We start from the raw sequence: 23,942 nt of genomic DNA on the forward strand, positions 1-23,942 counted from the left end.
TTGTCGCAGCAGGACTTGGTAGAAGATCAGGACCGCGAGGTTCGTTCGCTGTCGCCCGAACAGCGGCGCAAGGACGCACGCCACCTGCGCGATCGTCTGGAAGATCAGGTCGGGCCCGGCACGCGCGCATGGGAAGTGGCAAAGCGTACGCTCGTCGGCACCTATAATGATGGCTTCATCCACGCGGGCAACCTCGCCTACCTCTCGATGCTCGCCATTTTCCCCTTCTTCATCCTGGGGGCGGCGGTCTTTTCGGCCTTCGGTGAAGAAGCCGAACGCGCGGCCACGATCAATGCCGTCCTCAGCGCCATGCCGCCCGTGGTCGGCAATGTCATCGAACCTGTCGCCCGCGACGCGATCGAAGCGCGCAGCGGCTGGCTTTTGTGGGTCGGCGGGCTGGTCGGCCTGTGGACGGTGGGCAGCCTGATCGAGACGATCCGCGATATTCTGCGCCGTGCCTACGGCACCCATGCCGAACATGCCTTCTGGAAATATCGCCTGCTTTCTTCGGGTGTGATTCTCGGCGCGGTATTCCTGCTGATGCTCAGCCTCATCGCGCAGTTCCTCATCGGTACCGCGCAGGAAGTGATCGAAGCCTATTTCCCGCAGCTCGTTGATCGTGTGTCGGATCTGCGCCTGTCGCGTATCGTGCCAGCGCTCGGACTGTTTGGCTCGCTCTACCTCATCTTCTATTCGCTCACGCCGTCGAAATACCGGCGCAAGCGCTATCCCAAATGGCCCGGCGTCCTGCTCACCACTTTGTGGTGGATCGCCGTAACGACCTTGATGCCCGCGGTGCTGCGCAACTTCTTCTCCTACGACCTGACCTATGGCGGGCTTGCAGGGGTAATGATTGCGCTGTTCTTTTTCTGGCTTGTCGGGCTGGGTGTGGTTATCGGCGCCGAACTGAACGCCGCCTTGGCCGAAACGCCCGAGGAAGAAATGAACTTTATCGGGCGGGAAGACGAACGCCGCCGGGCTTCTCTGGCCCGTGAAATGCAAGAAGAGGAGCACGCCGAATGAGCGGGTTGATGACAGGAAAGCGTGGGCTGATCATGGGATTGGCCAATGACAAATCGCTGGCCTGGGGAATAGCGAAGCAATTGCGCGAACACGGCGCCGAACTGGCGTTTTCCTATCAGGGTGACGCGTTGAAGAAGCGCGTGGGCCCCCTTGCCGAACAGCTCGGCAGTGATTTCCTCATCGAATGCGACGTGTCGGACATGGCCGCGCTCGACACGGCGTTCGACACGCTCAGATCGCGCTGGGACACGATCGACTTCGTCGTTCATGCCATCGGTTTTTCGGACAAGAGCGAACTGCGCGGGAAATATGTCGACACCAGTCTCGACAACTTCCTGATGACGATGAACATTTCGGCCTATTCGCTCGTCGCGGTCGCGCAGCGGGCTGCGGCCATGATGCCCGATGGCGGCTCGATCCTTACCCTGACCTATTACGGCGCGGAAAAGGTCATCCCGCATTACAACGTCATGGGTGTCGCCAAGGCCGCCCTGGAAACGTCGGTGAAATATCTCGCCAACGACCTGGGTCCGCAGAACATTCGCGTTAACGCGATCAGCGCCGGGCCGATCAAGACGCTGGCCGCCAGCGGCATCGGCGACTTCCGCTACATCCTCAAGTGGAACGAACTCAACTCGCCGCTGCGCCGCAATGTCACGATCGACGATGTCGGCGGATCCGGCCTCTATTTCCTGTCCGATCTTTCCTCGGGCGTCACCGGCGAAACCCATCACGTCGATGCCGGTTACCATGTCGTCGGCATGAAGCAGGAAGACGCGCCCGACATCGGGCTTGTCTGATATTTTCGTTCATCGTATGTTCTGCCTCGACTCGGAGGAGGACGTGCGATGCTCGAAGGTGGATGCCAGTGCGGTGAAGTACGATATCGGGTGTCGGGCGATCCGGCGCATCATGCGCTGTGTCATTGCAGGGATTGCCGCGCCTCGTCCGGTGCTCCGGCAACAGCCTGGATGGCCTTTCCTGCCGAAAAATTCAATGTAATCAAGGGGAAAGCAGTTTCCTACAACTCGTCCGGGGCCTCCTAGCGGCACTTTTGCGGCCAATGCGGCACCGGTATGTATTTCATCAACGAACAGATGCTGCCGGGTATCGTGGACATCCAGTCCGCTACCCTCGATGACGCGCAGGCTCATCCCCCGGCAGCGCAGATCCAGACGGCCGAACGCCTCGATTACATGTCCGATCTCGCGGCCATGCCCCAGTTCGAACGGTACCCGGGCCCGTAAATCCCGCGATCAGGCCACGTCAGGCCATATCCCGCGCGTGTCATAAATGATCCTGCCCTGCCGTTCCTCGGCGGGTATCACCTTGAACACGTCGTGGTCGACGAGAGCAATGAGTACGCCGCACTCCTCGAGCGCGGTGTCGATATCGACCAGTTCCGCGTTCGTGCCGGCAAATTCCTGCGGTAGTTCGCCTGCATAAGGTTCCACAACGCACACCCTGTCCCCATATTCGCGTGCAAGGGATGCCGCCACGTAACGCGCGGGGCTTTCACGGAAATCATCGATGTTCGCCTTGAAGGCGAGGCCCAAACAGGCAATTTTCTCACTCGGATTGGCTTCGGCCAGTGCTCTTGCACGGGCAAGCACATGATGCATCTTCATGTCGTTCGTTTCGCGAGCCTGGCGAATAATCCGCGCTTCCTCGGGCGCGCCGTGAACGATGAACCACGGATCCACGGCGATGCAATGACCACCCACGCCTGGTCCGGGCGTAAGAATATTAACTCGCGGATGCCGATTGGCGAGACGTATCACCTCCCAAACATCGAGCCCCTGCCGGTCGGCGATCATGGAAAGCTCGTTAGCGAAGGCGATATTGACGTCGCGAAAGGCATTTTCGACCAGCTTGGTCATTTCGGCAGAGCGCGCATCCGTCGTGACGCATTCGCCTTTCACGAACCGTTTGTAGAAGGCGAGCGCCTTCCGTGCGCAGCGAGGCGTAATTCCGCCGATCGACCGATCGTTATGCGTCAGTTCTTCCAAAATTTTGCCCGGCAGCACCCGTTCCGGACAATAGGCGATGCTGATGTCGGGGCGACCTTCTGCTATTCCCGGCATGGCCAGGTCGGGGCGCACTGCGGCGATCGCATCGCGCACCGCTTCGGTCGTGCCGACGGGCGACGTCGATTCGAGAATAACCGTGTCACCCTGCTTAAGAACTTGAGCGACCTTTCTTGCCACCGCCATGACGTAACTCGTATCAGGCGTGTGGTTGCCGTCCTTTGCGAAAGGCGTGGGCACCGCAATGACGAACACGTCGGCAGACGCCACTTCGATCGATGCCTTGAGCAGGCCACGCTGGACAACGGCCTGTACCAGACCATCCAGATCGACTTCCTCAATGTGAATTTCGCCCCGATTGATCGTATCGACGACGCCTTGCGCCACGTCGACACCATGCACCGGACAACCAGCACGCGCGATGACCGCAGCAGTCGGCAGGCCAATATATCCCAGCCCGATCACACAGACGTCCGGCTTCATGTCACCACGCATGGTATTTCAATCCCTGAATTTTGCCGAGCATGCCTAGCGTCGGGTGGTAAATTTAACAGTAACGGCTATTTCCGTGGCACCAGAAGGTCGATGATCCTTCCTGCCGAGTGCCCATCGCCAAAAGGATTATGTGCACGGGCCATGGCCGAATAAGCCGCGTCGTCGTCAAGCAGCCGTTCGGTCTCGTAGACAATCTTATCTGTGTCTGTGCCCACCAACCTGGCCGTTCCGGCTTCCACGCCTTCGGGCCGTTCGGTGGTTTCGCGCATGACCAGCACCGGCTTTCCCAACGCGGGCGCTTCTTCCTGAACGCCCCCGCTGTCGGTAAGCATCAGATGGCTGATATCGAGCAAACGCGCAAAATGCGGATAGTCGAGCGGATCGATCAAAGCGACATTGTCGAGCCCACTGAGCTCATCGTTCATAACTGCCCGGACGTTCGGATTGAGATGCACGGGAAAGATGACCGCCACATCGGGTCGCGCGGCGATCCGTGCAACAGCTCGAGCTATGCTCCTCATCCCGTCACCGAAATTCTCGCGGCGATGGCTCGCTACGCCGATTATGCGTTTGCCGGCGAAGCGGGATTCCAGCGAAGCAAGACCGGAGGCAATTTCCGGGTGCGCCTGGGCATGTTTCGTGACCCAATGCAGAGCGTCTATGACCGTATTCCCGGTCACATGCACGCTCTTCGGGTCGACGCTCTCACGCCATAAGGCCGCCTGCGCGGTCGCTGTCGGCGCACAATGGAGGGTGGCAAAGGTCCCGACTGCACGTCGGTTAACCTCCTCCGGCCATGGCTGGTAGATATCGCCACTGCGCAGGCCTGCCTCGACATGGCAAACCGGGATCTTGCGGTAATAGGCGGCAAGTGCCCCCGCCAAGACCGTGGTCGTGTCGCCCTGCACCACCACCCAATCAGGCTGTTCGTCATCAAGCACTTTGCCGATTTCGAGCAGAGCACGTGCGGTCAGCTCATCGAGGGTCTGGCCCGGCTGCATCAAATCGAGATCGTGGTCAGGGATGACACCCGTGATATCCAGCACCAAGTCCAGCATTTCGCGATGCTGAGCGGAAATGCAGACGCGGCTTTTGAATCGCGCATCGTCGGCCAAGGCGTGAATCACGGGAAACAGTTTGATCGCTTCGGGTCGAGTGCCGAAGACGGTGAGGATTTTCTGGCGCGCGGTCATGCGCGCATGCCTACCCGCAAAAGGTTAAATGGCGATAGAAATTACAGCGGGTCTTCTTCACTGGTGCTCGGTTGGGGTAACGCGGAGGCGTCCGGCGTTTCGGCGGCACGCTCGCGTTCGAGGCGTTCCATGTAGTCACGCTCGATCATTTCGACGCGTTCCTGCTCAGAGGCGGCGTCTTCATCGATCGTCGAAAGACGCTTGGCACGCTCTGCCGCGATGATTTCACCGAAGCGCACACCGGCGTTGTTCGCCTTGTCGGCATAAGCAGCGTCGATCATCTGCTGCGTACAACCGGTGAAGCCGCCGGCGCCCGTTGGCGAGCAAGACATGATTCCGAACGCCCCAGCCATTTCGAAGCTCTCTACGCGTTCGGCCCAGGCTTTGTTATCGGGGCTGTCCGAAAAGCGGAGATTTTCAGGAATGCGGTACCGCTCGCTCTCCGCCTTGCGCGCGCAGACGACGATCTGATCCGCCGTGCTTTGCGGACATTCATCATCGCCATAGACGATGACCATATTGTAATTGTCATCCGACGCTTCCGGTACCTGCTCCTGTGCAGCTAGGGGGGAAGCAAGCGCAAGGCTGGCGATGGCAATCAGGGGCTTCGACATGGTCGTCCTCTCGGCGAATAGGTACGCAGAGCTTAGCGCTCTGCGGGGTGAACTGTCTATGAAGCGCGCGCCGGGCCCTGCCGGTTCCCGTTATACGCGTTCGGAGATACGGATTGCAGTCCGGCACCCCAATCGAATCAGCCCGGAAAGCAGCGGATAGGCTGGAGCGCGTTCCGCTCCGGCGGCTAGTGCGGCATCACGATGTTCGCGCTCGTCATCGCGAAATTGCTCGATCATTCCCGCGAGTTCGGGATCCTCGCCGGTCTCGTGGAGGCGGTCGAGCTGCTTCGAATAATGTTCGTCGATTTCGGTTTCGATTGCCGCGGTGCAGGCCATGGCGGCTTCCGGTCCGATCAGGGCGGTAACTGCGCCCAGGGCAAACCCTGCCCTGTCCCAGAAGGGCTGAAGCACCGTCGGGCGGACACCGCGTTCGGCCATGAGCGCATCGAACTTCGCCCGGTGACCAGCCTCCTGTTCGGCCATTCCTGCGATTTCGGCAGAGTGCGGGCCACGGTCGCCCATGACCGCCAATTGTCCCGCGTAAATGCGGGTGGCGCCAAATTCGCCTGCCTGATCGACGCGAATCATACGTTCGATATGGTCGGGAACAGCTGTCATACACGTCGGTCCTTGCCAAGCAGCGCCAGAATGGAGAGCCCCGCCACAGTCGAGATGAGGAAATTAAATCCCGCCAGGCTGATGCCGAAGAGGGTCCACGCAGGCTCGTCACATCGGACCAGCGGCGTGTTCATGATGTCGTCTAGCGCGTTGCCTGTGCCGCCCCCCGTCACCACCGCACAGGATGTCACACCCTGCCACCAGCCATATTCGACGCCCGCATGAAACAGCCCGATCCCGCCCGAAATCAGAATGGCCAAAGCGGCAAGACCGGTCCACAAACGAACTGGGGCAATGGCATAAGCCATCAAAGCAAGCGCCACGGCGGCGAAATGTGGCCAGCGCTGCCACCAGCACATCTCGCAAGGATATAGCCCGAAACCATATTGCGACAGATAGGCGCCGCCCAGCAGCAAGGCTGGAACGGCGAGCGCCAGGACGCGGGCGAGACGAACGTGCTGCGAAAGGCTCATGGAGCCGCGGTGTACCTTATTTGGCGCGGGCGGCAATGCTCTTGGGGCTGGTACGGCGCAGTGTTTCCAGTGCGTAATGCAGCTGGAAATCCTCGATACCCTTTTCCTTCAGCTCTTCGGCGGTCTGTTGGAAACGCGGGTCTTCGCGCATGTCCTTTTCGATCGCCTCGTCGGCAAGACCGATTTCGTTGACCAGGTGCCCGCGCAGGTCCGATTCGCGCATCTGGAAACGTGCGCGCTTTGCCAGATCGGGATCGGAAAGCTGCGGCACAGCGATATCGGGCGTGATCCCGCCTTCCTGAACCGAGTGGCCCGAGGGAGTGTAATAGCGCGCCGTCGTGAGCTTGAGCGCGGCATCATTGCCGAGCGGCAGCAACGACTGAACGCTGCCCTTGCCGAAGCTGCGTTGCCCCATGACGACGGCCCGGCGATGATCCTGCAGCGCCCCGGCGACGATTTCGGAGGCCGAAGCCGAACCGGCATCGATCAGCACGACGATGGGCAGACCCTCGGCGATATCGCCGCGGAAGACCGTTTCCGCATCGTAGGAAATGTTTTCGCCCCGCGCCCGGCCGCGCTGAGAGACGATACGGCCGTCGCTGAGGAAGAGGTCGGATAGCGCGACCGCCTCATCCAGCGAACCGCCTGGATTGGAGCGCAGGTCGAGCACCAGGCCGTTCAGTCGGCCCGTAGCGTTCTTCTGAAGGTCTTCCCATGCGCCGAACACATCGCTGCCAACATCGCGCGAAAATTCATTGACCATGATGTGGCCGATATTGCCATCCTCAAGCTCCCAGGTGACCGGCTCGAGCTCGATCACGCCGCGAGTCACCGACACATCGAAAGGTTCATCCCGACCGGGCCGGAATATCGTCAGCTGGATCGACGAACCTTCGGGACCCCGCATCTGCGCCACTGCCTCATCGAGCGACTGGCCAACGATGAACTTGCCATCGAGATGAGTGATGTAGTCGCCCGCCTTGAGACCGGCCTTGTCGGCGGGGCTGCCGCGGAACGGCGAGATGATCTTCACGGCACCATCGTCCTCGACAACGGAAAGTCCGAGGCCGGAATAATTACCGTCGATCATTGTTTCGAGGCGCTGGAGATCGCTGCCGTCGAGATAGCCGGAGTGCGGATCGAGCGAGGACAGCATGCCATCGATCATGCCGCGAATGAGCACGTCGTCTTCGACCGGCTCCACATAACTGGCCTTGATGCGCTGATACACCGCCAGAACCTTGGCGAATTCGGGACCGGCACGGCCATCGACCTGCGCAAGGCTGGCGGTAGTCGCAGGGATTAGCGCCACGGCGGTCACGAGGGCGGCCGAACGGGCCAGGGCGGCGAATTTCATTGGCGGAACAACTCCTTTGGGCGCGCAATCTATAGTCTGTCTGCGCTGAATGCCAGATGAGCATTGCTACCAACCCGGCATGGAGCGATTTATCGCCAGCGTGTCACCGCAAATGGTCGAGCGGGTTCACCGGTTCCCCATTCTGCCTGAGCTCAAGGGTGACCTCGCCCGGCGCTGTCGGTGCAAGGCCGAGCGGCGACCCTGCACCCACATTTTGCCCCACATCGACATCGAGCGTCCCGAGACCCGTCACGAGGCTGATCCACCCATTTGCATGCTCGACAATCACGATCCTACCGAATCCCCGATAAGGGCCGGCAAACGCAATCCTGCCCGCGCCCGGGGCGACGATCAGCGCGCGTGGGCGCGCCGACAATACAATCCCCGTCTGCCGTTGTCCGCTGGCCGCTGCCTCTCCGAAACCGGCCGCGATCTTGCCCGCGACCGGCAATTGGTACTGCGTGGGCGGTTCAGTGGCGCTTGGCCGCGGCGACGGGGCAGAAGAAACGCGCGCCATCCGTGGATCGGCGGGCCGCGGCAATGGCCCCGGCAAAGCAGCAAGCTGCGTGCGGAGCGATCCGGCCACTTCGAGCCGCCCTACGAGTTGATCGAGATCGATCGCCTGTTCCGCCAGGACCAGGGCCCGCTGCGCTTCACGATCGGCACCACCGGCAGCGCGTCTTGCCTTCAGGCGTTCGCTTTCCGCCAAGGCCGTGAGTTGCTTGCGGCGCTGGATCAGGGCGGCTTCGCTGTCGCGCCGATCGGCCACCGCCTGGCGTGCTTCGGCCTGAAGCGATTTGGCTCTGTCGAGATCTCCCCGCAATGCCGCTGTGCGGTTGCGAATTACAGGTATCGTGCTGTCGAGCACGGCGCGCGTATAGACGAGGTCGCGCAATGAACCGGATTGGAGCGCGGATAACGCCAACGGGCGGCGCGACATCGACTGGAGCGCCCCGGTCAGGCGAACGAGCGGAGCCCGCCGCGCAGACAGGCGCCGATCCAGCAGTCGCCTTTCGCGATCGGTAAGCGCCAGACGGGCTTCGGCAGCAGCAATCGATGCCTCTGCCTGCTGCACCCTCGCGGCCAGAGCAGCCGCATCGGCGCGGGCCTTGGCCGAAGTCTCGCGCGAACTGGCCGCCTCGCGTTCCAGTCTTTCGCTGCGCGCGCGGGCGTTGCGCTGCTGCTGGCGCGCAGCATCGAGCGCCGCGCGCGCTTCATCCGCGCTGTCGAACCGAGAGGGTGCCTGCGCAATCGCAGGCAGGCCCAACAGACCTGCGACGGCAAATGCAGCAATGACGGCGAAGCGGCACCTCATGGCGTCCGTCCTGCCCGATCAGCCGCTGCGATGATAGGGGTGACCGGCAATGATGGTCGTAGCGCGGTAGAGTTGCTCCGCCAGCATGGCACGAGCAAGCAGGTGCGGCCAGGTCGCTTTGCCGAAAGCCAGGAGCAAGTCGGCCTGGCGGCGCTCGTCTTCCGAATGCCCGTCGGCGGCGCCCAGTATGAAGCGGCATTCGCGCATACCGTCGTCCCGCCAGCGTCCGAGAATGTCCGCCAGATCTTCGGACGGGAGATCTTTCCCGCGCTCATCGAGCAGGACGGTCTTGTACGGCGTTTGCGGCTCGGGAATGCGGCCCCCGGTTTCGGGCAGTTCGGTGAATTTCACCGGCCATGTCAGCCGCTTCTCATAGCGTGCCACCAACTCCGCCTCTGGCGAGCGCGCAATTTTCCCGCGAGCGATGACATGAAGCAGAATGATCAACGCTCCCGAAATGGTGGCAGGCTCGGCTCGGTCGATCCCGGCAAAGCCAAGGTAAGGGCCCGCGCGGAGCCATTTCTCGAGGACGGTCTAAGGCCCCCGCTCTCTATCTCGAGAACGGGAAAATGATTACGCCATCCCGGCGACGGGCGGCGCATCACCGAATGCCCACATACGCTCCAGATTGTAGAAGCTGCGAACCTCCGGGCGGAAGATGTGGACGACGACATCGCCTGCATCGATCAGCACCCAGTCGGCAGCAGGCAGCCCTTCGAGCTTAACCGGACCAAAGCCTTCCTGCTTCACCTTTTCGGCAAGCTTCTGAGCCATCGCGGCGACCTGACGGGTCGAGCGGCCCGATGCGATCACCATGTGATCGGCAATGGAGCTTTTCCCTTCGAGATCGATGGTCACGACTTCCTGAGCCTGATCGTCATCGAGCTGTTCAAGCACAAGCTTGAGCAGCGGATCGGATTTTGCATCAGCCAAGGCAATCACCTTTGCCGAAGCAGTCCCGGACGAAGCCGGGCTGGTTTGCGCCTGAGTCATAGGCGAATATGTTACTCCTGATTTGAGAGGCTTGGGCCATGAAGGATACAACGCGCATCATGGCGCGGTGGTTTCCTCCCCGGACGGTATCCTTCGATGCGTCAGCTGGTCCCTCGGAGACGGCCCGGCATAGCGTAAAGCCCAATCGGGATCAGCACGGCGGATGGCCGTGGCCGATCTTTCATCGGGATCGAAACGCAATGTCACCAGTGCCGGTGCGCTCCATTCGCCCCTATTCACAAAGCTGGGAAGAGGTACGGAAAAGCGCCTCAGCCAGGCCATCGCGGGGCTCGCGATAGCAGCAGCATCATAGCCGGGCCTGGCGATAACCGCAATCGGCATCGTGCGTGCAATGCCGCGCCAGTCGCGCCAGCGATGGAACTGCGCCAGATTGTCCGAGCCCATCAGCCAGACGAACTCCCGTTTGGGGTATCGCCGCGTGAGGGCTCGCAATGTGTCCGCGGTGTACCGCGTGCCCAGTTCGCGTTCGATCGCCGTCACGCGGATACGCGCCCGTTTCGCTTGCGCCATCGCCGAGAGCACACGGGCGGCGAGCGGCGCCATCCCTTCTGCCGGTTTGAGCGGATTGCCGGGGGATACCAGCCACCAGATCTCATCGAGCCGCAGCGAGCGCAGCGCGAACAGCGAAATACGACGATGGGCGCCATGTGCCGGATTGAAGCTGCCACCCAGCAGGCCGATCCGTTTGTTGATGCCGGTCAAACCGGGAGCCTGTCTCGTTCAGGAAACACATGCGAGCGAAAAACAGCCCTGCGCCCAGCGAATCGATGGGGAGCGAAAAGCAAAGGCATGGGGTTTAGTTCCCGCACTCGTTCGAAAATTTGTGCGCGGCGAAACGACTCGTCCCGTTCAGGGTTCGACTCGTGGATTCTTCGGGAACCTCGATTCGATTTCATTAACATCTTTCGCTAGCGACACGCCCGGGACGTTAAAGACCATAAGGGACGGGTCGTTTTGAGCAAACCATTTGCCACCACTGGCTTGGGGAATCGTGTGCGCGGCTGGTTCCCGGACCGCGAATTTTTCATGCGGTCGGAAGGCCAGGTCCGCTTCATCACCATATCGTCGAGATTGCAGATGACGGCCGCCGCTATTGCGCTGGCCGTCTTCGTTATCTGGATGACATCGATGGCCGTTGCGGGCTGGACCCAATATCGCGCCACCGCCGACCGGCTGTCATTGCTGGACCGCGAAGCGAAGGTGGCAACTGCGACCGAGCGCGTGGACGCCTATCGCAACGATATCGACGCCGTCGCCAGCGACCTCGTCAAACGGCAGGAATTCATCGAAGACATGGTCGCCTCGCTGCCAGAGGACGTGAAAGCGGTACAGAACGTCAGCGATTCGTCGGGTGAAGCGGCGGCTATGGTGGACAAGGTCAGCGTATCCATTCCCGAAGCCGGACGGCTGGCGCGGATCGAAGCGCGTCAGCTGGCTTTTGTCGAAGGCCTTACGCGTTATGCCGACTGGCGTTCACAGCGCGCCGCAGCCGCGCTCAAGAAACTGGGCCTCAATCCCGATTCGATGATCCGCAATGCCGATCGCGGCGCGATGGGTGGTCCGCTCGAGAAATTGACGACCGGTGCCGGCGATACCATCGATCCGCGCTTCGAACGTCTCGGTCTTTCGATTGCCCGTATGGATGCGCTCGAGCGCGGCCTTGACGGCGTACCGCAGGTCGCCCCGGCCAATGTCCAGATGGTAACATCGAGCTACGGCTATCGCCGCGACCCGTTCACCGGCGTCGCCGCCATGCACAAGGGTCTCGATTTCCGCGGGCCGACAGGTACGCCGATCTACGCCGCATCCGATGGCCGCATCAGCTTTGTCGGTCGCAAGTCGGGCTATGGCAATGTGGTGGAAATCAGCCACGGTAACGGGCTGATGACCCGTTACGCCCATATGTCGAAATTCAACGCGAAGGTCGGTCAGACGGTCGAAGCCGGGCAGACGATCGGTGCGATCGGGTCTACCGGCCGCTCCACCGGCCCGCACCTGCACTTCGAGGTGCGAATCAACAACCGCGCGGTCAATCCGCGCACCTTTCTGGAGACAGCCCCCCATGTTCTCGAAGAAATCCGACGAACTTCCCAGCTCGACTCCGCCAGCTAATCCGGGAAGAGATCGTATGGCCAGCAAGAGCAATTCCACCTTCTCCGTCCTCGGGTCCGATCTGACGATCACCGGCGACATCCAGGCATCGGCCGATCTGCACATCGATGGTTCGGTCGAAGGCGACATCGCCTGTTCCTCTCTGGTGCAGGGCGAAACCAGCACCGTTAAAGGCGCGATCAAGGCCGAGTCAGCCCGGCTGGCGGGCACTGTCGAGGGATCGATCACCGCACGCGAACTGGTAATCCTGAAATCCGCGCGGATCATGGGCGACGTTTTCTACGACGCGCTGACCATCGAACAGGGAGCCCAGGTCGAAGGCCGGTTCGCCCACCGCGATACGAAAGCCAAGGCGGCCGCAACCCCGCAAGGTGGCACAAAGCCCGAGCTCACCGTCGCCGGCTGAGACCTTATTTCCCAAAAAGCAGAAAGGCCGCCCGCGCAGACGTGGGGCGGCCTTTTCTTATCTGACCGCAGACACGCGTCAGCGCGGATTTACGGTTGGCGACGCGTCAGTCGAGGACTTCGGCCCGCAATGCCTTGCGATCGAGTTTGCCGATCATCGTCTTGGGCAGTTCGTCCCGTATGACGACTTCGGCAACGCGTTCATGCTTGCCGACACGCGCATTGAGCCATTCACGTAGCTGTGGCCCGGTTGCCTCACCCCCGTTTTCAAGCGTGACATAGGCCACGGGCACTTCGCCGCGATACCCATCGGGCCGCCCGATCACGAGCGCTTCCTTGACGGCTTCATGTTCGAGCAGGACGTCTTCGACCTGGCTGGGAAACACCTTGAATCCGCCCACGGCGATCATGTCCTTGATGCGATCGACGATTTCCAGAAAGCCGTCTTCATCCAGCGTCGCCACATCGCCGGTGCGCAGCCAGCTTTTGCCGTGGTGTTCGACGAATACGTCCTTTGCCGCTTCGGGCCTGTTCCAATAGCCCTGCATCACCTGCGGGCCGTTGATCGCCAGTTCGCCCGGCTCCCCGTCGGGTGCGATGACTGTGGGATCTTCCTTGTCGAGCAGAAGGACTTCGGTGCGCATCACGACCTGTCCGATCGTGCCCGGCTTGCGCATGCCTTCGTAAGGATTGGCCGAAACCACACCGGAGCTTTCGGTCAGGCCATATCCTTCGACCAGCCGCACGCCGGTGGCCGCTTCGAATTTCTCGCGCAATGGCCCGGGCAGCGGTGCGCCGCCCGATATGCAGACCTTAAGCGTCGAGAGATCCGTCTTGGCCAGATCGGGATGATCGACCAGTGCCTGGAACATGGTCGGCACGCCCGGAAACCCGGTTGCGCCGTATTTTTCGATGGTTTCGAGGACCTGTCTGGTTTCGAAGCGCGGGACCATGGCGATCGACGCGCCGGTCAGCACGGCATGGTTGAGGAGCGTGGTATTGGCGAAAACATGGAAGAAGGGCAGCGCCCCCATGAGGACTTCGCCTGCCGGATCGCCAAACGGGTTCAGGCCCGCAGTCTGCTGGGCGTTGATGGACAGATTCGCATGGGTGAGCATGGCCCCTTTCGGGGTCCCGGTTGTCCCGCCGGTATATTGCAGAAGCGCCAGCGCGTGGGGATCTTGCGCAGCAACGCCGCCCTCCAGCCGCGCCCCTTCGTCGAGCAAGTCGTTCCAGCGTAGAATGTCACGACCATAGTCGACCCTGGCAACCTTGCTACGCGCGAAGAGCCGCAGCGCAATTCCCTTCAGCGTCGGCAGCATCTTCGCCAGCGAGCTGACAACCAGAGTTTCGAGCGCCGATCCGCGCAGCACCTTGGTGGCGGTGGCATAGAGTTCAGGCACATCGACGGTCACCAGAAGCCGCGTGCCCGAATCCGCCACCTGCTGCGCGAGTTCGTCCACCGTGTAGAGTGGAGAGAAATTGACCACCACCGCACCGGCCATCATCGCTCCGTAATAGGCAGCGACGTAGCTCGGCACATTGGGCAGAAACAGGCCGACGCGATCCCCTTCGCCGATACCGCGTGCGTGCAGCGCGCGTGAAAATGCCTGCGCATCGGCATAGAGTTCGGAATATCGATAGGTACGCCCGAGAAAATGCAGCAGCGGTGCCTGCGGCGATGCCTTGGCGCTGCGCCCGAACATATCGGGCAGGGACATCGCTTCGAAATGCGTATCCCATGCAGTCGGGTGATGGTTCGGCAGCTTGCTTACATCCATGTCAGTAGCATGGAGTATTGTGCTATAAAGGCAAGCAAAAAGGCGGGAGAAGCCGCTGCTTCCCCCGCCTTCGTCAACTCTTCAGAAAGACGAGCTCAGGCTTCGTCGGTAGGCTCGCCTTCGCCGGCTTCCTGCGACACGCGTTTCGCTTCGAGCCAGGCTGCCGCTTCCGCTTCCTGCGCGGCTTCGGCAGCGGCCTTTTCGTTGGCATCGCGTTCGGCGCGCAGTTCTTCGATCAGCTTTTCCCGATCGCTCGAACCCTTGACCTCAACGGGCAGCGCATCGTCTTCTTCTTCGCTGACCGGCAGGTTTTTCGCGGCCTTGGCAACGACGGCGTCGAGTTCACGCTGCGAACAAAGGCCCAGCGTAACCGGATCCTTGGGCTGGATGTTCTGGATGTTCCAATGGCTGCGTTCGCGGATGGCGCCGATGGTATTGCGGGTGGTACCAATCAGCTTGCCGATCTGCGCATCCGAGATTTCCGGATGATTGCGAAGGATCCAGGCGATGCCGTCGGGCTTGTCCTGACGCTTGGAAACGGGGGTGTAGCGCGGCCCCTTGGTCCGGCTGACTGCCACCGGTGCGCGCTGCATCTTCAGGCGATAGTCGCTGTCCGCCTGGCCCTTTTCGATTTCGGCCAGCGTCAGTTCGCCCGAATGGACGGGATCGCGCCCGGTATATTTGCTGCCCGCCAGATCGTCGGCCATGGCCTGTACTTCGAGGATGTGCAGACCGCAGAATTCGGCGATCTGTTCGAAGGAGAGGCCGGTATTGTCGACCAGCCAGGTGGCGGTCGCATGCGGCATCAGCGGTTTGGGTTGGTCGGCCATGAATGTGCCTTTTCTCGTATCCGAAAATAGAAGGGCCGCCCCTCGCGGGACGGCCGTTACCTTGCCGATGTAGGCGACAGTCCCGGATTCGGCAAGCGTTTCGCTAGACGATGGGCAGTTCTTCCGCGTCGAACGCGGCGAGACCGTTCAGAAACTGCCCTGTCGCACTAGCCCAGGTAAAGCCCGCACCATAGGCAGCGCAGGCCTTCCGGTCACAGAACAGCGCCGCGGCTATGGCGCGGTCGAGATCTTCGCACATTGCACCGACATCGTCCGTTATGATGTCGCATGGCCCTGCCACGGGATAGGCGGCAACCGGCGTGCCGCAGGCCAGCGCCTCTATCATCACGAGGCCGAACGTATCCGTTCGGCTGGGGAAGACGAAGACGTCGGCTGCCGCATAACAGCCGGCCAGTTCGCGGCCCGTGCGGCGCCCGAGGAAATGCGCATCGGGATATCGCGCCTTCAGGGAAGCCAGCGCCGGACCATCGCCGACCACCACCCTGGTGCCGGGATAGCTGCCTGCAAGAAATGCCTCGATGTTCTTTTCCACGGCGACCCGGCCGACATAGAGCTGGATCGGCTTGGGGAGATCGGCGAATTCGGGCGGCGGCGGCGCGTCGGGCGTAAAGCAGGACAGGTCGACCCCGCGGCTCCAGCGATGGAGGCGTGTCAGGCCATGCGCGCGCAGTTCGTCGCTGATACTTTCTGTAGCGACGAGCACCCGTTTCGCCGGGCGGTGGAACCACTGGATATAGCGCCAGAACCATTGCGCGGGCAGGCGCGTGCGTTTCGCCAGATAATCCGGAAATTGCGTATGATAGGCCGTGGTGAAGCAGATCGAATGCCTGGCACAATAGCGCCGTGCCGTCATGCCGAGCGGGCCTTCGGTAGCGATATGGATGGCCTCCGGCGCGAAGGATCGCAGAAGACTGGCGACAGCCCCCGGCCTGGTGAAGGCAAGGCGGATTTCCGGGTAGGTCGGACAGGGAATGCTGGCGAACTGATCGGGAGAGACCACAATCACCTCGTGGCCATCCTCCCGCAATTGCTCGCACGTCGTCGTCAGCGTGCGCACGACACCGTTCATCTGCGGGTGCCAGGCATCGGTGACGATGGCGATGCGCTGCGGGGTCTGGGGAGCAATCGACCGGGCCGGCCCGGGAATGGATTGCATCAGGGTCATGCAGCCTCGGGCACCGTCACGGCGACGTCATGACGCCCGGCGTCGCGCCGCGCGACTTCTTCGGGCCAGTTGAGGATTTCCATGCTTCCGTCGAAATGTTCGACCAGTGCATTGCATCCTTCGACCCAATCGCCGTCGTTCCAGTATTCGACGCCGTCGAAGTCGCGAAATTCCGCGGTGTGAATGTGGCCGCATACCACCCCGTCGACGCCGCGTTCGGCGGCTGCGCGGGCAACCACTTCCTCGTATTTGGAAATGAACTCGACCGCGTTCTTGACCTTGTGCTTGGCCGCGCGGGAAATGGACCAATAGGGCAGGCCCAGCCGTTTGCGCAGGCTGGCCACCCAATTGTTGAGCTTCATCATCAGGTGATATGCGGCATCGCCGATGAAGGCGAGCCAGCGATGCGCCAGCATGATGGTATCGAATTCATCGCCGTGCAGCACCATCAGGCGCCGACCGTCGGCGGTTTCGTGGAAGGCGGCACGCATGATCTCCACCCCGCCGAAGTTCATGCCGGCGAAGGGGCGGATCATCTCGTCGTGATTGCCCGGGATATAGACGATGCGCGTACCGCGCTTGGCGCGCTTGAGAATGCGCCACACGATGTCGTTATGTTCGGCCGGCCAGTAAAACTTCTTCTTCAGCCGCCAGCCATCGATGATGTCGCCGACCAGATACATGGTTTCGCTGTCGGTGTGGTCGAGAAAGTCGATCAGCAGTTCGTGGTTGCACCCCTTGGTGCCGAGATGGACGTCGCTTATCCAGATCGTGCGGAAGCGGCGCCGTTCCCCCAGCGTGCGCTCCGGCACGCTGGGCCTGATCGATGGAAAATTCGCCACCTTGTGGGCGGCGTCGAAGTGTTTGGGCAAATCGTTCATGGGCCAGACCCCCGATCACTGTCGGGTATGCCCTAGCCCATGATTGTTACAGGCGATTCACAGTGCCGTTACGGAATGGCGACATTGCGACGATTGCGCGTCAGCCTTCGGCGACCTCCAGCACGATCTTTCCGATGTGATCGCCGCCTTCCATACGGGCATGGGCCGCCCCCGCTTCGGTCAGCGGGAAAGTCTTGTCCATGACGGGCGCGATGGTGCCATCCTCGAACAGAGGCCAAGCGTGATTGTGGATCTCGTCGGCCAGCAGGGCCTTGAAATCGTCGGAGCGCGGCCGAAGCGTGGAGCCGGTCAGCGACAGGCGCTTGCGCATCACGGTCGCCATGTTGATTTCGGCCTTGAGGCCGCCCAGCACGGCGATGGTCACATGGCGCCCATCATCGGCCAGGCATTCGATATTGCGCGCCACATAGTCGCCCGACACCATGTCCAGCACCACATTGACGCCCTTGCCGCCGGTGAAGGCCTTGACCTCCTCCACGAAGTCCTGGCTTTTGTAATTGATGGCGAGATCCGCCCCGAGGTCGCGGATCGCCTGGCACTTTTCCTCGCTCCCCGCGGTTGCGATCACCGTGATGTCGAATGCCTTGGCGAGCTGGATCGCCATGGTGCCGATCCCGCTGGTGCCGCCATGCACGAGCAGCGTGTCGCCATCGCTCGCCCAGCCGCGTTCGAAGACGTTGTGCCACACCGTGAACAGCGTTTCCGGAATGGCCGCAGCGGTGGCCATGCTCATCGTTTCGGGAACGTGGAGGCAATGGGCCGAATGGGCGAGGCAATATTCGGCATAGCCGCCGCCCGACACCAGCGCGCAGACCGGCCGATTGATCAGTTCGGGCGCTGCGCCCTCGCCGACGGCCACCACCGTGCCTGACACTTCGAGTCCAGGAATGGGCGAAGCGCCCGGCGGCGGCGGGTAGAAGCCCTGCCGCTGGATCACATCGGGCCGGTTGATGCCGGCATGGGAAACGCGGATGAGAACCTGATTCTCGCCCGGTTCGGGCACCGGCAATGTTTCGGGACGCAAAACATCCGGGCCTCCCGGATCGTCAAAGCCCATTGCGGTCATCGTCTCGGGCAAATCTGCTGCCACTCGCGCCCCCGTTATCTGTCTGGTCATAGTGGCGCTACTGCCACTTTTGCGGTGCAATACCGTTCGTACCCGTTGACAGCAACCGGGCATCCTTGCGAGATTGCCAATCGATGGATGACGATGACCGTCCACGCCCCCGAGGCGATGCCGCGAGCAAACTCGCCACCGAAGACCTCGGCCCTTATTCGCAGGACGAACTGCAGGAGCGGATCAGGTTTCTCGAATCCGAAATCGTCCGCGTCGAGAAACACCGCCTCTCCGCCGCTGCCCACCGCGATGCGGCAGAAGCGTTGTTCGGGCGAAAGGAATAGTTGGCGATGCGGGGGCTGATATTTTCCGGCTCCGCACCCATATTCGCCATGCATACAGCAATGGCTAACCTCCGGCCCGTAGGCTGTTTCCAGTTCGCCCCAAGCGAGTCGCCCAAGAAAGACAACTGAATGCCCAGCTTTGCAGCCAACCTCGAAAAGACCCTCCACGCAGCGCTCACCGACGCAGGCGAGCGCCATCACGAGTACGCGACTCTGGAGCATCTCCTTCTCGCGCTCATCGACGATGACGATGCCGCGCAGGTGATGAATGCGTGCGGCGTCGATCTGAGCGAACTGACGGCCGTGGTGAAGCAGTATCTCGAACAGGAATATCAGTCGCTGCAGTCGGACGAGAGCGCCGACCCGCAGCCGACCGCCGGTTTCCAGCGCGTCATCCAGCGCGCGATCCTGCATGTGCAGTCTTCCGGCAAGGATACGGTGACCGGGGCCAACGTACTCGTCGCCCTGTTTTCCGAACGCGACAGCTACGCCGTCTATTTCCTGCAGCAGCAGGACATGAGCCGGCTCGATGCGGTCAGTTTCATCAGCCACGGCATCGGCAAGGGCGGCAAGCAGATCGAAAACCGGCCGCCCGACGGCGCGGAAGGCGGCGAATCGCAGGCCGAGGAAAAGGCCGGCGAAAAGGGCAAGAAGGAAACCGCGCTCGACCAGTTCACCGTCAATCTCAACAAGAAGGCCGAAGACGGGCGGATCGATCCGCTGATCGGCCGCGGACCCGAAGTCGACCGCACCGTCCAGATTCTCTGCCGCCGCAGCAAGAACAATCCGCTGTATGTCGGCGATCCGGGTGTCGGCAAAACGGCGATCGCCGAAGGTCTCGCCCGCAAGATCGTGGAAGGCGACGTGCCCGAAGTGCTGCAGGATGCAGTGATCTATTCGCTCGACATGGGCGCTCTGCTTGCCGGTACCCGCTATCGCGGCGACTTCGAAGAACGGCTCAAACAGGTCGTGAACGAACTCGAAGGCATGCCCGAAGCGATCCTGTTCATCGACGAAATCCACACCGTGATCGGTGCCGGTGCGACCAGCGGCGGGGCGATGGACGCCTCGAACCTGCTCAAGCCCGCATTGTCCAGCGGTGCGATCCGCTGCATCGGATCGACCACCTACAAGGAATTCCGCAATCACTTCGAAAAGGACCGCGCCCTGCTGCGGCGCTTCCAGAAGATCGATGTAAACGAACCCACGATCGAGGATACGATCAAGATCCTGAAGGGTCTGAAGTCCGCATTCCAGGATCACCACAAGGTGACCTACACGGTCGATGCGCTGAAAACGGCGGTGGAATTGTCGGCGCGCTACATCAATGATCGCAAACTGCCCGACAAGGCGATCGACGTGATCGACGAAGTCGGCGCAATGCAGATGCTCGTGGCGCCCAGCCGCCGCAAGAAGAAGATCACCGCCAGGGAAATCGAAGCGGTTATCGCGACCATGGCGCGCATTCCCCCCAAGTCGGTATCGAGCGACGACAAGAAGGCGCTCGAGAATCTCGAACGCGACCTGAAGCATGTGGTTTTCGGGCAGGATGCGGCGGTGCACAAGCTGTCCACCGCGATGAAGCTCAGCCGTGCAGGGCTGCGGGATCCAGACAAGCCGATCGGCTCTTTCCTGTTCTCCGGCCCCACCGGCGTCGGCAAGACCGAGGTCGCCCGCCAGCTTGCCTCCATCATGGGGATCGAACTCAAGCGCTTCGATATGTCCGAATATATGGAGCGTCACAGCGTTTCGCGGCTGATCGGTGCGCCTCCGGGCTATGTCGGCTACGATCAGGGCGGTTTGCTGACCGATGCAGTCGACCAGAACCCGCATTGCGTGCTGCTGCTCGACGAAATCGAAAAGGCGCATCCGGATCTCTTCAACATACTGTTGCAGGTCATGGATAATGGCCGCCTGACGGATCATCACGGCAAGACGGTCGATTTCCGCAATGTCGTGCTGATCATGACCACCAATGCCGGGGCAGCCGACATGGCGCGCAGCGGTATCGGCTTCGGCGATGTCAGCAAGGAAGATGCGAGCGAAGAAGCGGTGAAGCGGATGTTCACACCGGAATTCCGCAATCGTCTCGATGCGATCGTGCCGTTTGCCTATCTCGGCAAATCGACGGTGGGCCGCGTGGTCGACAAGTTCATTCTCCAGCTCGAACTCCAGCTGGCAGAACAGAATGTCGACATCCAGTTCGACAAGGAAAGCCGGTCCTGGCTGGCGGACAAGGGTTACGACCGCCTCTATGGAGCCCGTCCGATGGGCCGGTTGATCCAGGAAAAGATCAAGCAGCCTCTCGCCGAAGAACTGCTGTTCGGCAAACTGGCCGATGGCGGCGAGGTGTCGGTAACGATGAAAGACGGCAAACCGTCCTTCGAACTGACCCCCGCCCCGCCCAAGGCGAAGAAAAAACCAGCGGCCAGGAAAAAGGCCCCGAAACGCAAGTCGGCTCCGAAAAAACCCGAAGCCGATACGCCGGAAGGCGCCGACGAAACCAAGGGCTAATCAAGCCTGCAATCGATGAAGGGGCACCACCGGGAACGGTCGGTGCCCTTTTTTCTATCCGCGACGGTCATTGGGTAAATATCTTCCGAGGGCGGGCCGTCGGGAATTTTTTCGGCGCAAATACCAGCTAGCGAGACCCCTCGATGGGGCTCTGTTGATCGTTCACCGAGCCACGCTTGTGAAGGTGGACAGCTTCACTTACGCCCTACCGGTACATAGTCGGGGGGAGTGCATGTCGGTTCTCAAAATATCCAATCTGATCAAGCGGTTCGAAGGCGTGGTCGCTGTCGACGACCTGTCGTTCTCGGTTTCCCCAGGCGAGATTTTCGGATTTCTCGGTGGTAACGGCGCCGGCAAGACAACGACCTTGCGCATGGTGCTCGACATCATCCGTCCGACGTCAGGGACGATCAGTGTGCTGGGCAGCCCGCCCGACCGACGCAATGCGCAAGCCGTCGGGTTCCTCCCGGAAGAGCGTGGCTTGTACACCGGAATGAGCGCGATCGACACGATCGTGTATTTCGGACGACTGAAGGGGATGAAGCCCGCCGATGCCCGTAATCGCGGAATGGAACTTCTTTCCCGATTCGATCTCGCCGACCGCGCCAAGAGCGATATCGGCGACATGTCGAAAGGGATGGCCCAGAAGGTCCAGCTTGCCACTTCGCTCGTCAACGATCCCGAACTGCTGATGCTGGACGAGCCGTTTTCAGGTCTCGACCCGGTGAACCAGGGGCTGCTGGAAAACGAAATCCTGCGCGCATCCGATCGGGGCGCAGCGGTGATCTTCTCGACCCATGTGATGCAGCACGCCGAGCGCCTGTGCGATCGCCTGCTGCTGCTGCGCAAGGGCCGTAAGCGGTTCGAAGGCACGCTGGATGAAGCGCGCGCGGCCTTGCCCGCGCGGCTGGTCGCCATGGCCAAATCGGATCTTTCGCTGATCCCCGGCGTCGCCCGCGCCGAACGGGGCGAGGCACATGGCGATGGCTGGCACGACTGGACCCTGCATCTATCCGATGGCGTCGATCCCGCTTCGGTCCTCGAACACTGCAGTGCCAATGCGATTGCCCTACGCCGCTGGGACGAACACCGGGCGAGCCTGCACGATGTGTTTGTTCAGTTGGTTGGGGCGGATCCCGATCAAGCGGCGATGGAAAGGGAGGCCGCCTGATGAGCCCGTCGATCGACATGAATAATGTGCTGCTGGTAGCCGGTCGGGAAATTCGGCAGATCCTCAAGATGAAGAGCTTCTGGCTCACGCTGCTGATCCTGCCCGTCGCATTCGCGCTCGGGCCGATCTTTGCCGAGAGTTTGGATGACGATGAACCAACCCGGGTGACTGTGGTGGATCGGTCAGGGGGCGGCGCGGCGCAGGCGCTGGAGGCGCGGTTTGCGGCCGAAGATGCCCAATGGCTGCTGCGCGACCTGTCGCGCTACGTCCAGCGCTACGGACTGGAACAGGCCGATCCGAAAGCAAGCTGGGCACAATATGACCGCTGGTATACCGACGCGGACATCGCGGCGTTCGAGCGTGCGGGCGGGCTGGACGCCGCTCTTGAAAAGATCGCTGCCGTCCGGCCAGAGGGCGTCCCCCAATTCGAGCCCGATCCGCCCGCCTATGCCTTTTCCGCTCCGTCAGCAGAACTCTCTGCCGCAAGGGGAGAGGATTTCGGTACCGAGGCCCGTGCCCTGTTCGATGCAGATGACGATACTTCCCCGGAAATCGTTGTTCTGATCGGCGAGAATTACCCCGCCGATCCGCGTATCCAGCTCTTCTCCGCCAACCAGCCCCGCGGCAGCTTCGTCACTACCATGCAGGAAGTGCTGACAACCGATCTGCGGGCGCGCCTGTTGGCCGCTCAGGGCGTCTCACCTGCGAATGCGGCGGCCGTGCAGAGCGCAGCCCCCGTCATCGCGGTCGATACACCTCCTCCCGGCGGCGGCGCGCGCGAGGCTTTGCTGGTACGCTCGATCGTGCCGCTGGCCCTCGCCTATATCCTCGTGATGAGCCTGATGCTCTCGGGCAGCTGGATGCTGCAGGGCTCGGTGGAGGAGCGCTCAAACAAGCTCCTCGAATCGCTGCTTGCCTGTATTCGACCGGAAGACCTCATGTACGGCAAGCTCCTGGGCTCGCTCAGCGTCGGTCTGCTGATGATCCTCGTCTGGGGCGCCTGTGCAGGCGTTGCCGCTTATGCGACGCAGGGCGCGATATCGGATATGATCCGCCCCGCGCTCGATCCGGTCTCCAGCCCCGGCATCATCGCTGCGATCCTGTTTTTCTTCATCGCCGGATATATCGCGATTTCAGCCCTGTTCGTGGCAATCGGCGCGATGGTCGATTCGATGAGCGAGGCGCAAGGCTACCTCATGCCCGTAATGCTCCTGATCCTGCTGCCGGTGACCTTCCTGATTCAGGCGATCCTGGCGGGTAATTCGGGCTGGATCGTACAGGTTCTCACCTGGGTTCCGCTATGGACGCCGTTCACCGTACTGGCGCGCCTCGGCATGGGCATCGAGTGGTGGGAAATGGTCGGTTCGGGCGTGCTGCTTGCCGGTGCCATCGTAATCGAGCTGGTGCTGATCGGCCGACTGTTCCGGGCCAGCCTGCTGTCCACCGGCCAGAAACCAAGCCTGAAGCGCGTTATCGAGCGTCTGCGCGCGTCTCCTGCTCGATAGCGGGCA

At 61.6% G+C, this 23,942-nt stretch carries 25 protein-coding genes; 10 read left to right on the forward strand and 15 right to left on the reverse strand.

What is annotated here, in order from left to right; translation table 11 throughout:
* From KYK83_RS00775 to KYK83_RS17165, 4 genes are read left to right on the forward strand one after another with little or no spacing between them, the layout of a single operon-like run.
* Complete coding sequence (locus KYK83_RS00775; RefSeq protein WP_103024683.1) at nucleotides 1-1,023, forward strand: YihY/virulence factor BrkB family protein; 1,023 nt, start codon at nucleotides 1-3, stop codon at nucleotides 1,021-1,023.
* Complete coding sequence (fabI, locus tag KYK83_RS00780; RefSeq protein WP_222826859.1) at nucleotides 1,020-1,823, forward strand: enoyl-ACP reductase FabI; 804 nt, start codon at nucleotides 1,020-1,022, stop codon at nucleotides 1,821-1,823. The genes KYK83_RS00775 and fabI overlap by 4 nt, the downstream gene beginning before the upstream one ends.
* A 48-nt stretch (nucleotides 1,824-1,871) precedes the next feature.
* Nucleotides 1,872-2,069 (forward strand): GFA family protein, encoded by a 198-nt coding sequence (locus KYK83_RS17365; protein WP_283249896.1) that lies wholly within the window; start codon nucleotides 1,872-1,874, stop codon nucleotides 2,067-2,069.
* A 30-nt stretch (nucleotides 2,070-2,099) separates the two neighbouring features.
* Nucleotides 2,100-2,270: a GFA family protein gene (locus KYK83_RS17165; RefSeq protein ID WP_248284175.1), complete on the forward strand. Its 171-nt coding sequence runs from the start codon at nucleotides 2,100-2,102 to the stop codon at nucleotides 2,268-2,270.
* 9 nt (nucleotides 2,271-2,279) lie between these two features.
* On the opposite strand, the gene wecC is transcribed toward KYK83_RS17165, so the two are convergent.
* The 10 genes from wecC to KYK83_RS00835 all read right to left on the reverse strand — a co-directional run bounded on the left by wecC (nucleotide 2,280) and on the right by KYK83_RS00835 (nucleotide 10,831).
* Nucleotides 2,280-3,545, reverse strand: a complete 1,266-nt coding sequence (gene wecC / locus KYK83_RS00790; RefSeq protein WP_283249897.1) for a UDP-N-acetyl-D-mannosamine dehydrogenase — start codon at nucleotides 3,543-3,545, stop codon at nucleotides 2,280-2,282.
* Between the two features lie 65 nt (nucleotides 3,546-3,610).
* Complete coding sequence (gene wecB, locus KYK83_RS00795) at nucleotides 3,611-4,738, reverse strand: non-hydrolyzing UDP-N-acetylglucosamine 2-epimerase (protein WP_222826860.1); 1,128 nt, start codon at nucleotides 4,736-4,738, stop codon at nucleotides 3,611-3,613.
* A gap of 41 nt (nucleotides 4,739-4,779) precedes the next feature.
* Nucleotides 4,780-5,352 carry a hypothetical protein gene (locus KYK83_RS00800; RefSeq protein WP_222826861.1) on the reverse strand — a complete coding sequence of 191 codons (573 nt, stop codon included), beginning with the start codon at nucleotides 5,350-5,352 and terminating at the stop codon, nucleotides 4,780-4,782.
* 90 nt (nucleotides 5,353-5,442) lie between these two features.
* Nucleotides 5,443-5,970: a demethoxyubiquinone hydroxylase family protein gene (locus KYK83_RS00805; RefSeq protein ID WP_196847305.1), complete on the reverse strand. Its 528-nt coding sequence runs from the start codon at nucleotides 5,968-5,970 to the stop codon at nucleotides 5,443-5,445.
* Complete coding sequence (locus KYK83_RS00810) at nucleotides 5,967-6,443, reverse strand: disulfide bond formation protein B (RefSeq protein ID WP_222826862.1); 477 nt, start codon at nucleotides 6,441-6,443, stop codon at nucleotides 5,967-5,969. Before KYK83_RS00810 ends, KYK83_RS00805 begins: the two co-directional genes overlap by 4 nt.
* 16 nt (nucleotides 6,444-6,459) lie before the next feature.
* The gene (locus KYK83_RS00815; RefSeq protein WP_196847303.1) at nucleotides 6,460-7,800 is read right to left on the reverse strand and encodes a S41 family peptidase; all 1,341 of its coding nucleotides are present in this window, start codon (nucleotides 7,798-7,800) and stop codon (nucleotides 6,460-6,462) included.
* Nucleotides 7,801-7,903: 103 nt separating this feature from the next.
* Nucleotides 7,904-9,115, reverse strand: a complete 1,212-nt coding sequence (locus KYK83_RS00820) for a murein hydrolase activator EnvC family protein (RefSeq protein ID WP_222826863.1) — start codon at nucleotides 9,113-9,115, stop codon at nucleotides 7,904-7,906.
* An 18-nt stretch (nucleotides 9,116-9,133) separates the two neighbouring features.
* Nucleotides 9,134-9,556, reverse strand: coding sequence for a 23S rRNA (pseudouridine(1915)-N(3))-methyltransferase RlmH (locus tag KYK83_RS00825; protein ID WP_222827137.1), 423 nt, complete (start codon nucleotides 9,554-9,556; stop codon nucleotides 9,134-9,136).
* 132 nt (nucleotides 9,557-9,688) lie between these two features.
* Entirely contained in the window at nucleotides 9,689-10,108 is a 420-nt protein-coding gene (gene rsfS / locus KYK83_RS00830; protein WP_103024693.1) for a ribosome silencing factor, read from the reverse strand.
* A gap of 57 nt (nucleotides 10,109-10,165) precedes the next feature.
* Nucleotides 10,166-10,831 (reverse strand): nicotinate-nucleotide adenylyltransferase, encoded by a 666-nt coding sequence (locus KYK83_RS00835; protein WP_222826864.1) that lies wholly within the window; start codon nucleotides 10,829-10,831, stop codon nucleotides 10,166-10,168.
* Between the two features lie 252 nt (nucleotides 10,832-11,083).
* On the opposite strand from KYK83_RS00835, the gene KYK83_RS00840 reads away from it, so the two are divergent.
* Together KYK83_RS00840 and KYK83_RS00845 are read left to right on the forward strand one after the other, a co-directional pair.
* A complete protein-coding gene (locus KYK83_RS00840) occupies nucleotides 11,084-12,241 on the forward strand; it encodes a M23 family metallopeptidase (protein WP_430298937.1) in 1,158 nt (385 codons plus the stop codon).
* A gap of 16 nt (nucleotides 12,242-12,257) precedes the next feature.
* Nucleotides 12,258-12,647: a bactofilin family protein gene (locus tag KYK83_RS00845; protein WP_222826865.1), complete on the forward strand. Its 390-nt coding sequence runs from the start codon at nucleotides 12,258-12,260 to the stop codon at nucleotides 12,645-12,647.
* A 106-nt stretch (nucleotides 12,648-12,753) separates the two neighbouring features.
* Here KYK83_RS00845 and KYK83_RS00850 read toward each other — a convergent pair whose 3' ends face one another.
* The 5 genes from KYK83_RS00850 to KYK83_RS00870 form a co-directional block, all read right to left on the reverse strand.
* Nucleotides 12,754-14,427, reverse strand: a complete 1,674-nt coding sequence (locus tag KYK83_RS00850) for a long-chain-fatty-acid--CoA ligase (RefSeq protein ID WP_222826866.1) — start codon at nucleotides 14,425-14,427, stop codon at nucleotides 12,754-12,756.
* Nucleotides 14,428-14,522: 95 nt separating this feature from the next.
* Entirely contained in the window at nucleotides 14,523-15,257 is a 735-nt protein-coding gene (locus KYK83_RS00855; protein ID WP_103024697.1) for a DUF1013 domain-containing protein, read from the reverse strand.
* 103 nt (nucleotides 15,258-15,360) lie between these two features.
* Nucleotides 15,361-16,443: a glycosyltransferase family 4 protein gene (locus KYK83_RS00860; protein WP_222826867.1), complete on the reverse strand. Its 1,083-nt coding sequence runs from the start codon at nucleotides 16,441-16,443 to the stop codon at nucleotides 15,361-15,363.
* Nucleotides 16,440-17,324: a UDP-2,3-diacylglucosamine diphosphatase gene (locus tag KYK83_RS00865; RefSeq protein WP_103024699.1), complete on the reverse strand. Its 885-nt coding sequence runs from the start codon at nucleotides 17,322-17,324 to the stop codon at nucleotides 16,440-16,442. The genes KYK83_RS00860 and KYK83_RS00865 overlap by 4 nt, the downstream gene beginning before the upstream one ends.
* Nucleotides 17,325-17,424: 100 nt before the next feature.
* On the reverse strand, nucleotides 17,425-18,462 hold the full coding sequence (locus KYK83_RS00870) for an NAD(P)H-quinone oxidoreductase (protein WP_248284177.1): 1,038 nt from the start codon (nucleotides 18,460-18,462) through the stop codon (nucleotides 17,425-17,427).
* An 83-nt stretch (nucleotides 18,463-18,545) separates the two neighbouring features.
* Between KYK83_RS00870 and KYK83_RS00875 the strand changes: the two genes are divergently transcribed.
* The 4 genes from KYK83_RS00875 to KYK83_RS00890 all read left to right on the forward strand — a co-directional run bounded on the left by KYK83_RS00875 (nucleotide 18,546) and on the right by KYK83_RS00890 (nucleotide 23,936).
* Entirely contained in the window at nucleotides 18,546-18,746 is a 201-nt protein-coding gene (locus KYK83_RS00875; RefSeq protein ID WP_222826868.1) for a DUF1192 family protein, read from the forward strand.
* Nucleotides 18,747-18,875: 129 nt separating this feature from the next.
* Nucleotides 18,876-21,260 carry an ATP-dependent Clp protease ATP-binding subunit ClpA gene (gene clpA, locus KYK83_RS00880; protein WP_222826869.1) on the forward strand — a complete coding sequence of 795 codons (2,385 nt, stop codon included), beginning with the start codon at nucleotides 18,876-18,878 and terminating at the stop codon, nucleotides 21,258-21,260.
* 232 nt (nucleotides 21,261-21,492) lie between these two features.
* Nucleotides 21,493-22,431: an ABC transporter ATP-binding protein gene (locus tag KYK83_RS00885; protein ID WP_222826870.1), complete on the forward strand. Its 939-nt coding sequence runs from the start codon at nucleotides 21,493-21,495 to the stop codon at nucleotides 22,429-22,431.
* Complete coding sequence (locus tag KYK83_RS00890) at nucleotides 22,431-23,936, forward strand: ABC transporter permease (RefSeq protein ID WP_222826871.1); 1,506 nt, start codon at nucleotides 22,431-22,433, stop codon at nucleotides 23,934-23,936. The genes KYK83_RS00885 and KYK83_RS00890 overlap by 1 nt, the downstream gene beginning before the upstream one ends.
* Nucleotides 23,937-23,942 lie beyond the last annotated feature (6 nt).

Source organism: Qipengyuania pacifica, assembly GCF_019857205.1.
Classification (GTDB): Bacteria; Pseudomonadota; Alphaproteobacteria; order Sphingomonadales; family Sphingomonadaceae; genus Qipengyuania; species Qipengyuania pacifica.

What these genes read in the sequence shown, in the direction of transcription:
- KYK83_RS00815 (WP_196847303.1), bottom strand. Translation starts at nt 7,800, where the DNA reads ATGAAATTCGCCGCCCTGGCCCGTTCGGCCGCCCTCGTGACCGCCGTG.
- wecB (WP_222826860.1), bottom strand. Translation starts at nt 4,738, where the DNA reads ATGACCGCGCGCCAGAAAATCCTCACCGTCTTCGGCACTCGACCCGAA.
- KYK83_RS00845 (WP_222826865.1), top strand. Translation starts at nt 12,258, where the DNA reads ATGGCCAGCAAGAGCAATTCCACCTTCTCCGTCCTCGGGTCCGATCTG.
- KYK83_RS00850 (WP_222826866.1), bottom strand. Translation starts at nt 14,427, where the DNA reads ATGGATGTAAGCAAGCTGCCGAACCATCACCCGACTGCATGGGATACG.
- KYK83_RS00865 (WP_103024699.1), bottom strand. Translation starts at nt 17,324, where the DNA reads ATGAACGATTTGCCCAAACACTTCGACGCCGCCCACAAGGTGGCGAAT.
- KYK83_RS17365 (WP_283249896.1), top strand. Translation starts at nt 1,872, where the DNA reads ATGCTCGAAGGTGGATGCCAGTGCGGTGAAGTACGATATCGGGTGTCG.
- KYK83_RS00800 (WP_222826861.1), bottom strand. Translation starts at nt 5,352, where the DNA reads ATGTCGAAGCCCCTGATTGCCATCGCCAGCCTTGCGCTTGCTTCCCCC.
- KYK83_RS17165 (WP_248284175.1), top strand. Translation starts at nt 2,100, where the DNA reads ATGTATTTCATCAACGAACAGATGCTGCCGGGTATCGTGGACATCCAG.
- rsfS (WP_103024693.1), bottom strand. Translation starts at nt 10,108, where the DNA reads ATGACTCAGGCGCAAACCAGCCCGGCTTCGTCCGGGACTGCTTCGGCA.
- fabI (WP_222826859.1), top strand. Translation starts at nt 1,020, where the DNA reads ATGAGCGGGTTGATGACAGGAAAGCGTGGGCTGATCATGGGATTGGCC.
- KYK83_RS00870 (WP_248284177.1), bottom strand. Translation starts at nt 18,462, where the DNA reads ATGACCAGACAGATAACGGGGGCGCGAGTGGCAGCAGATTTGCCCGAG.
- KYK83_RS00820 (WP_222826863.1), bottom strand. Translation starts at nt 9,115, where the DNA reads ATGAGGTGCCGCTTCGCCGTCATTGCTGCATTTGCCGTCGCAGGTCTG.
- wecC (WP_283249897.1), bottom strand. Translation starts at nt 3,545, where the DNA reads ATGCGTGGTGACATGAAGCCGGACGTCTGTGTGATCGGGCTGGGATAT.
- KYK83_RS00890 (WP_222826871.1), top strand. Translation starts at nt 22,431, where the DNA reads ATGAGCCCGTCGATCGACATGAATAATGTGCTGCTGGTAGCCGGTCGG.
- KYK83_RS00875 (WP_222826868.1), top strand. Translation starts at nt 18,546, where the DNA reads ATGGATGACGATGACCGTCCACGCCCCCGAGGCGATGCCGCGAGCAAA.
- KYK83_RS00855 (WP_103024697.1), bottom strand. Translation starts at nt 15,257, where the DNA reads ATGGCCGACCAACCCAAACCGCTGATGCCGCATGCGACCGCCACCTGG.
- KYK83_RS00810 (WP_222826862.1), bottom strand. Translation starts at nt 6,443, where the DNA reads ATGAGCCTTTCGCAGCACGTTCGTCTCGCCCGCGTCCTGGCGCTCGCC.
- KYK83_RS00805 (WP_196847305.1), bottom strand. Translation starts at nt 5,970, where the DNA reads ATGACAGCTGTTCCCGACCATATCGAACGTATGATTCGCGTCGATCAG.
- KYK83_RS00885 (WP_222826870.1), top strand. Translation starts at nt 21,493, where the DNA reads ATGTCGGTTCTCAAAATATCCAATCTGATCAAGCGGTTCGAAGGCGTG.
- KYK83_RS00860 (WP_222826867.1), bottom strand. Translation starts at nt 16,443, where the DNA reads ATGACCCTGATGCAATCCATTCCCGGGCCGGCCCGGTCGATTGCTCCC.
- clpA (WP_222826869.1), top strand. Translation starts at nt 18,876, where the DNA reads ATGCCCAGCTTTGCAGCCAACCTCGAAAAGACCCTCCACGCAGCGCTC.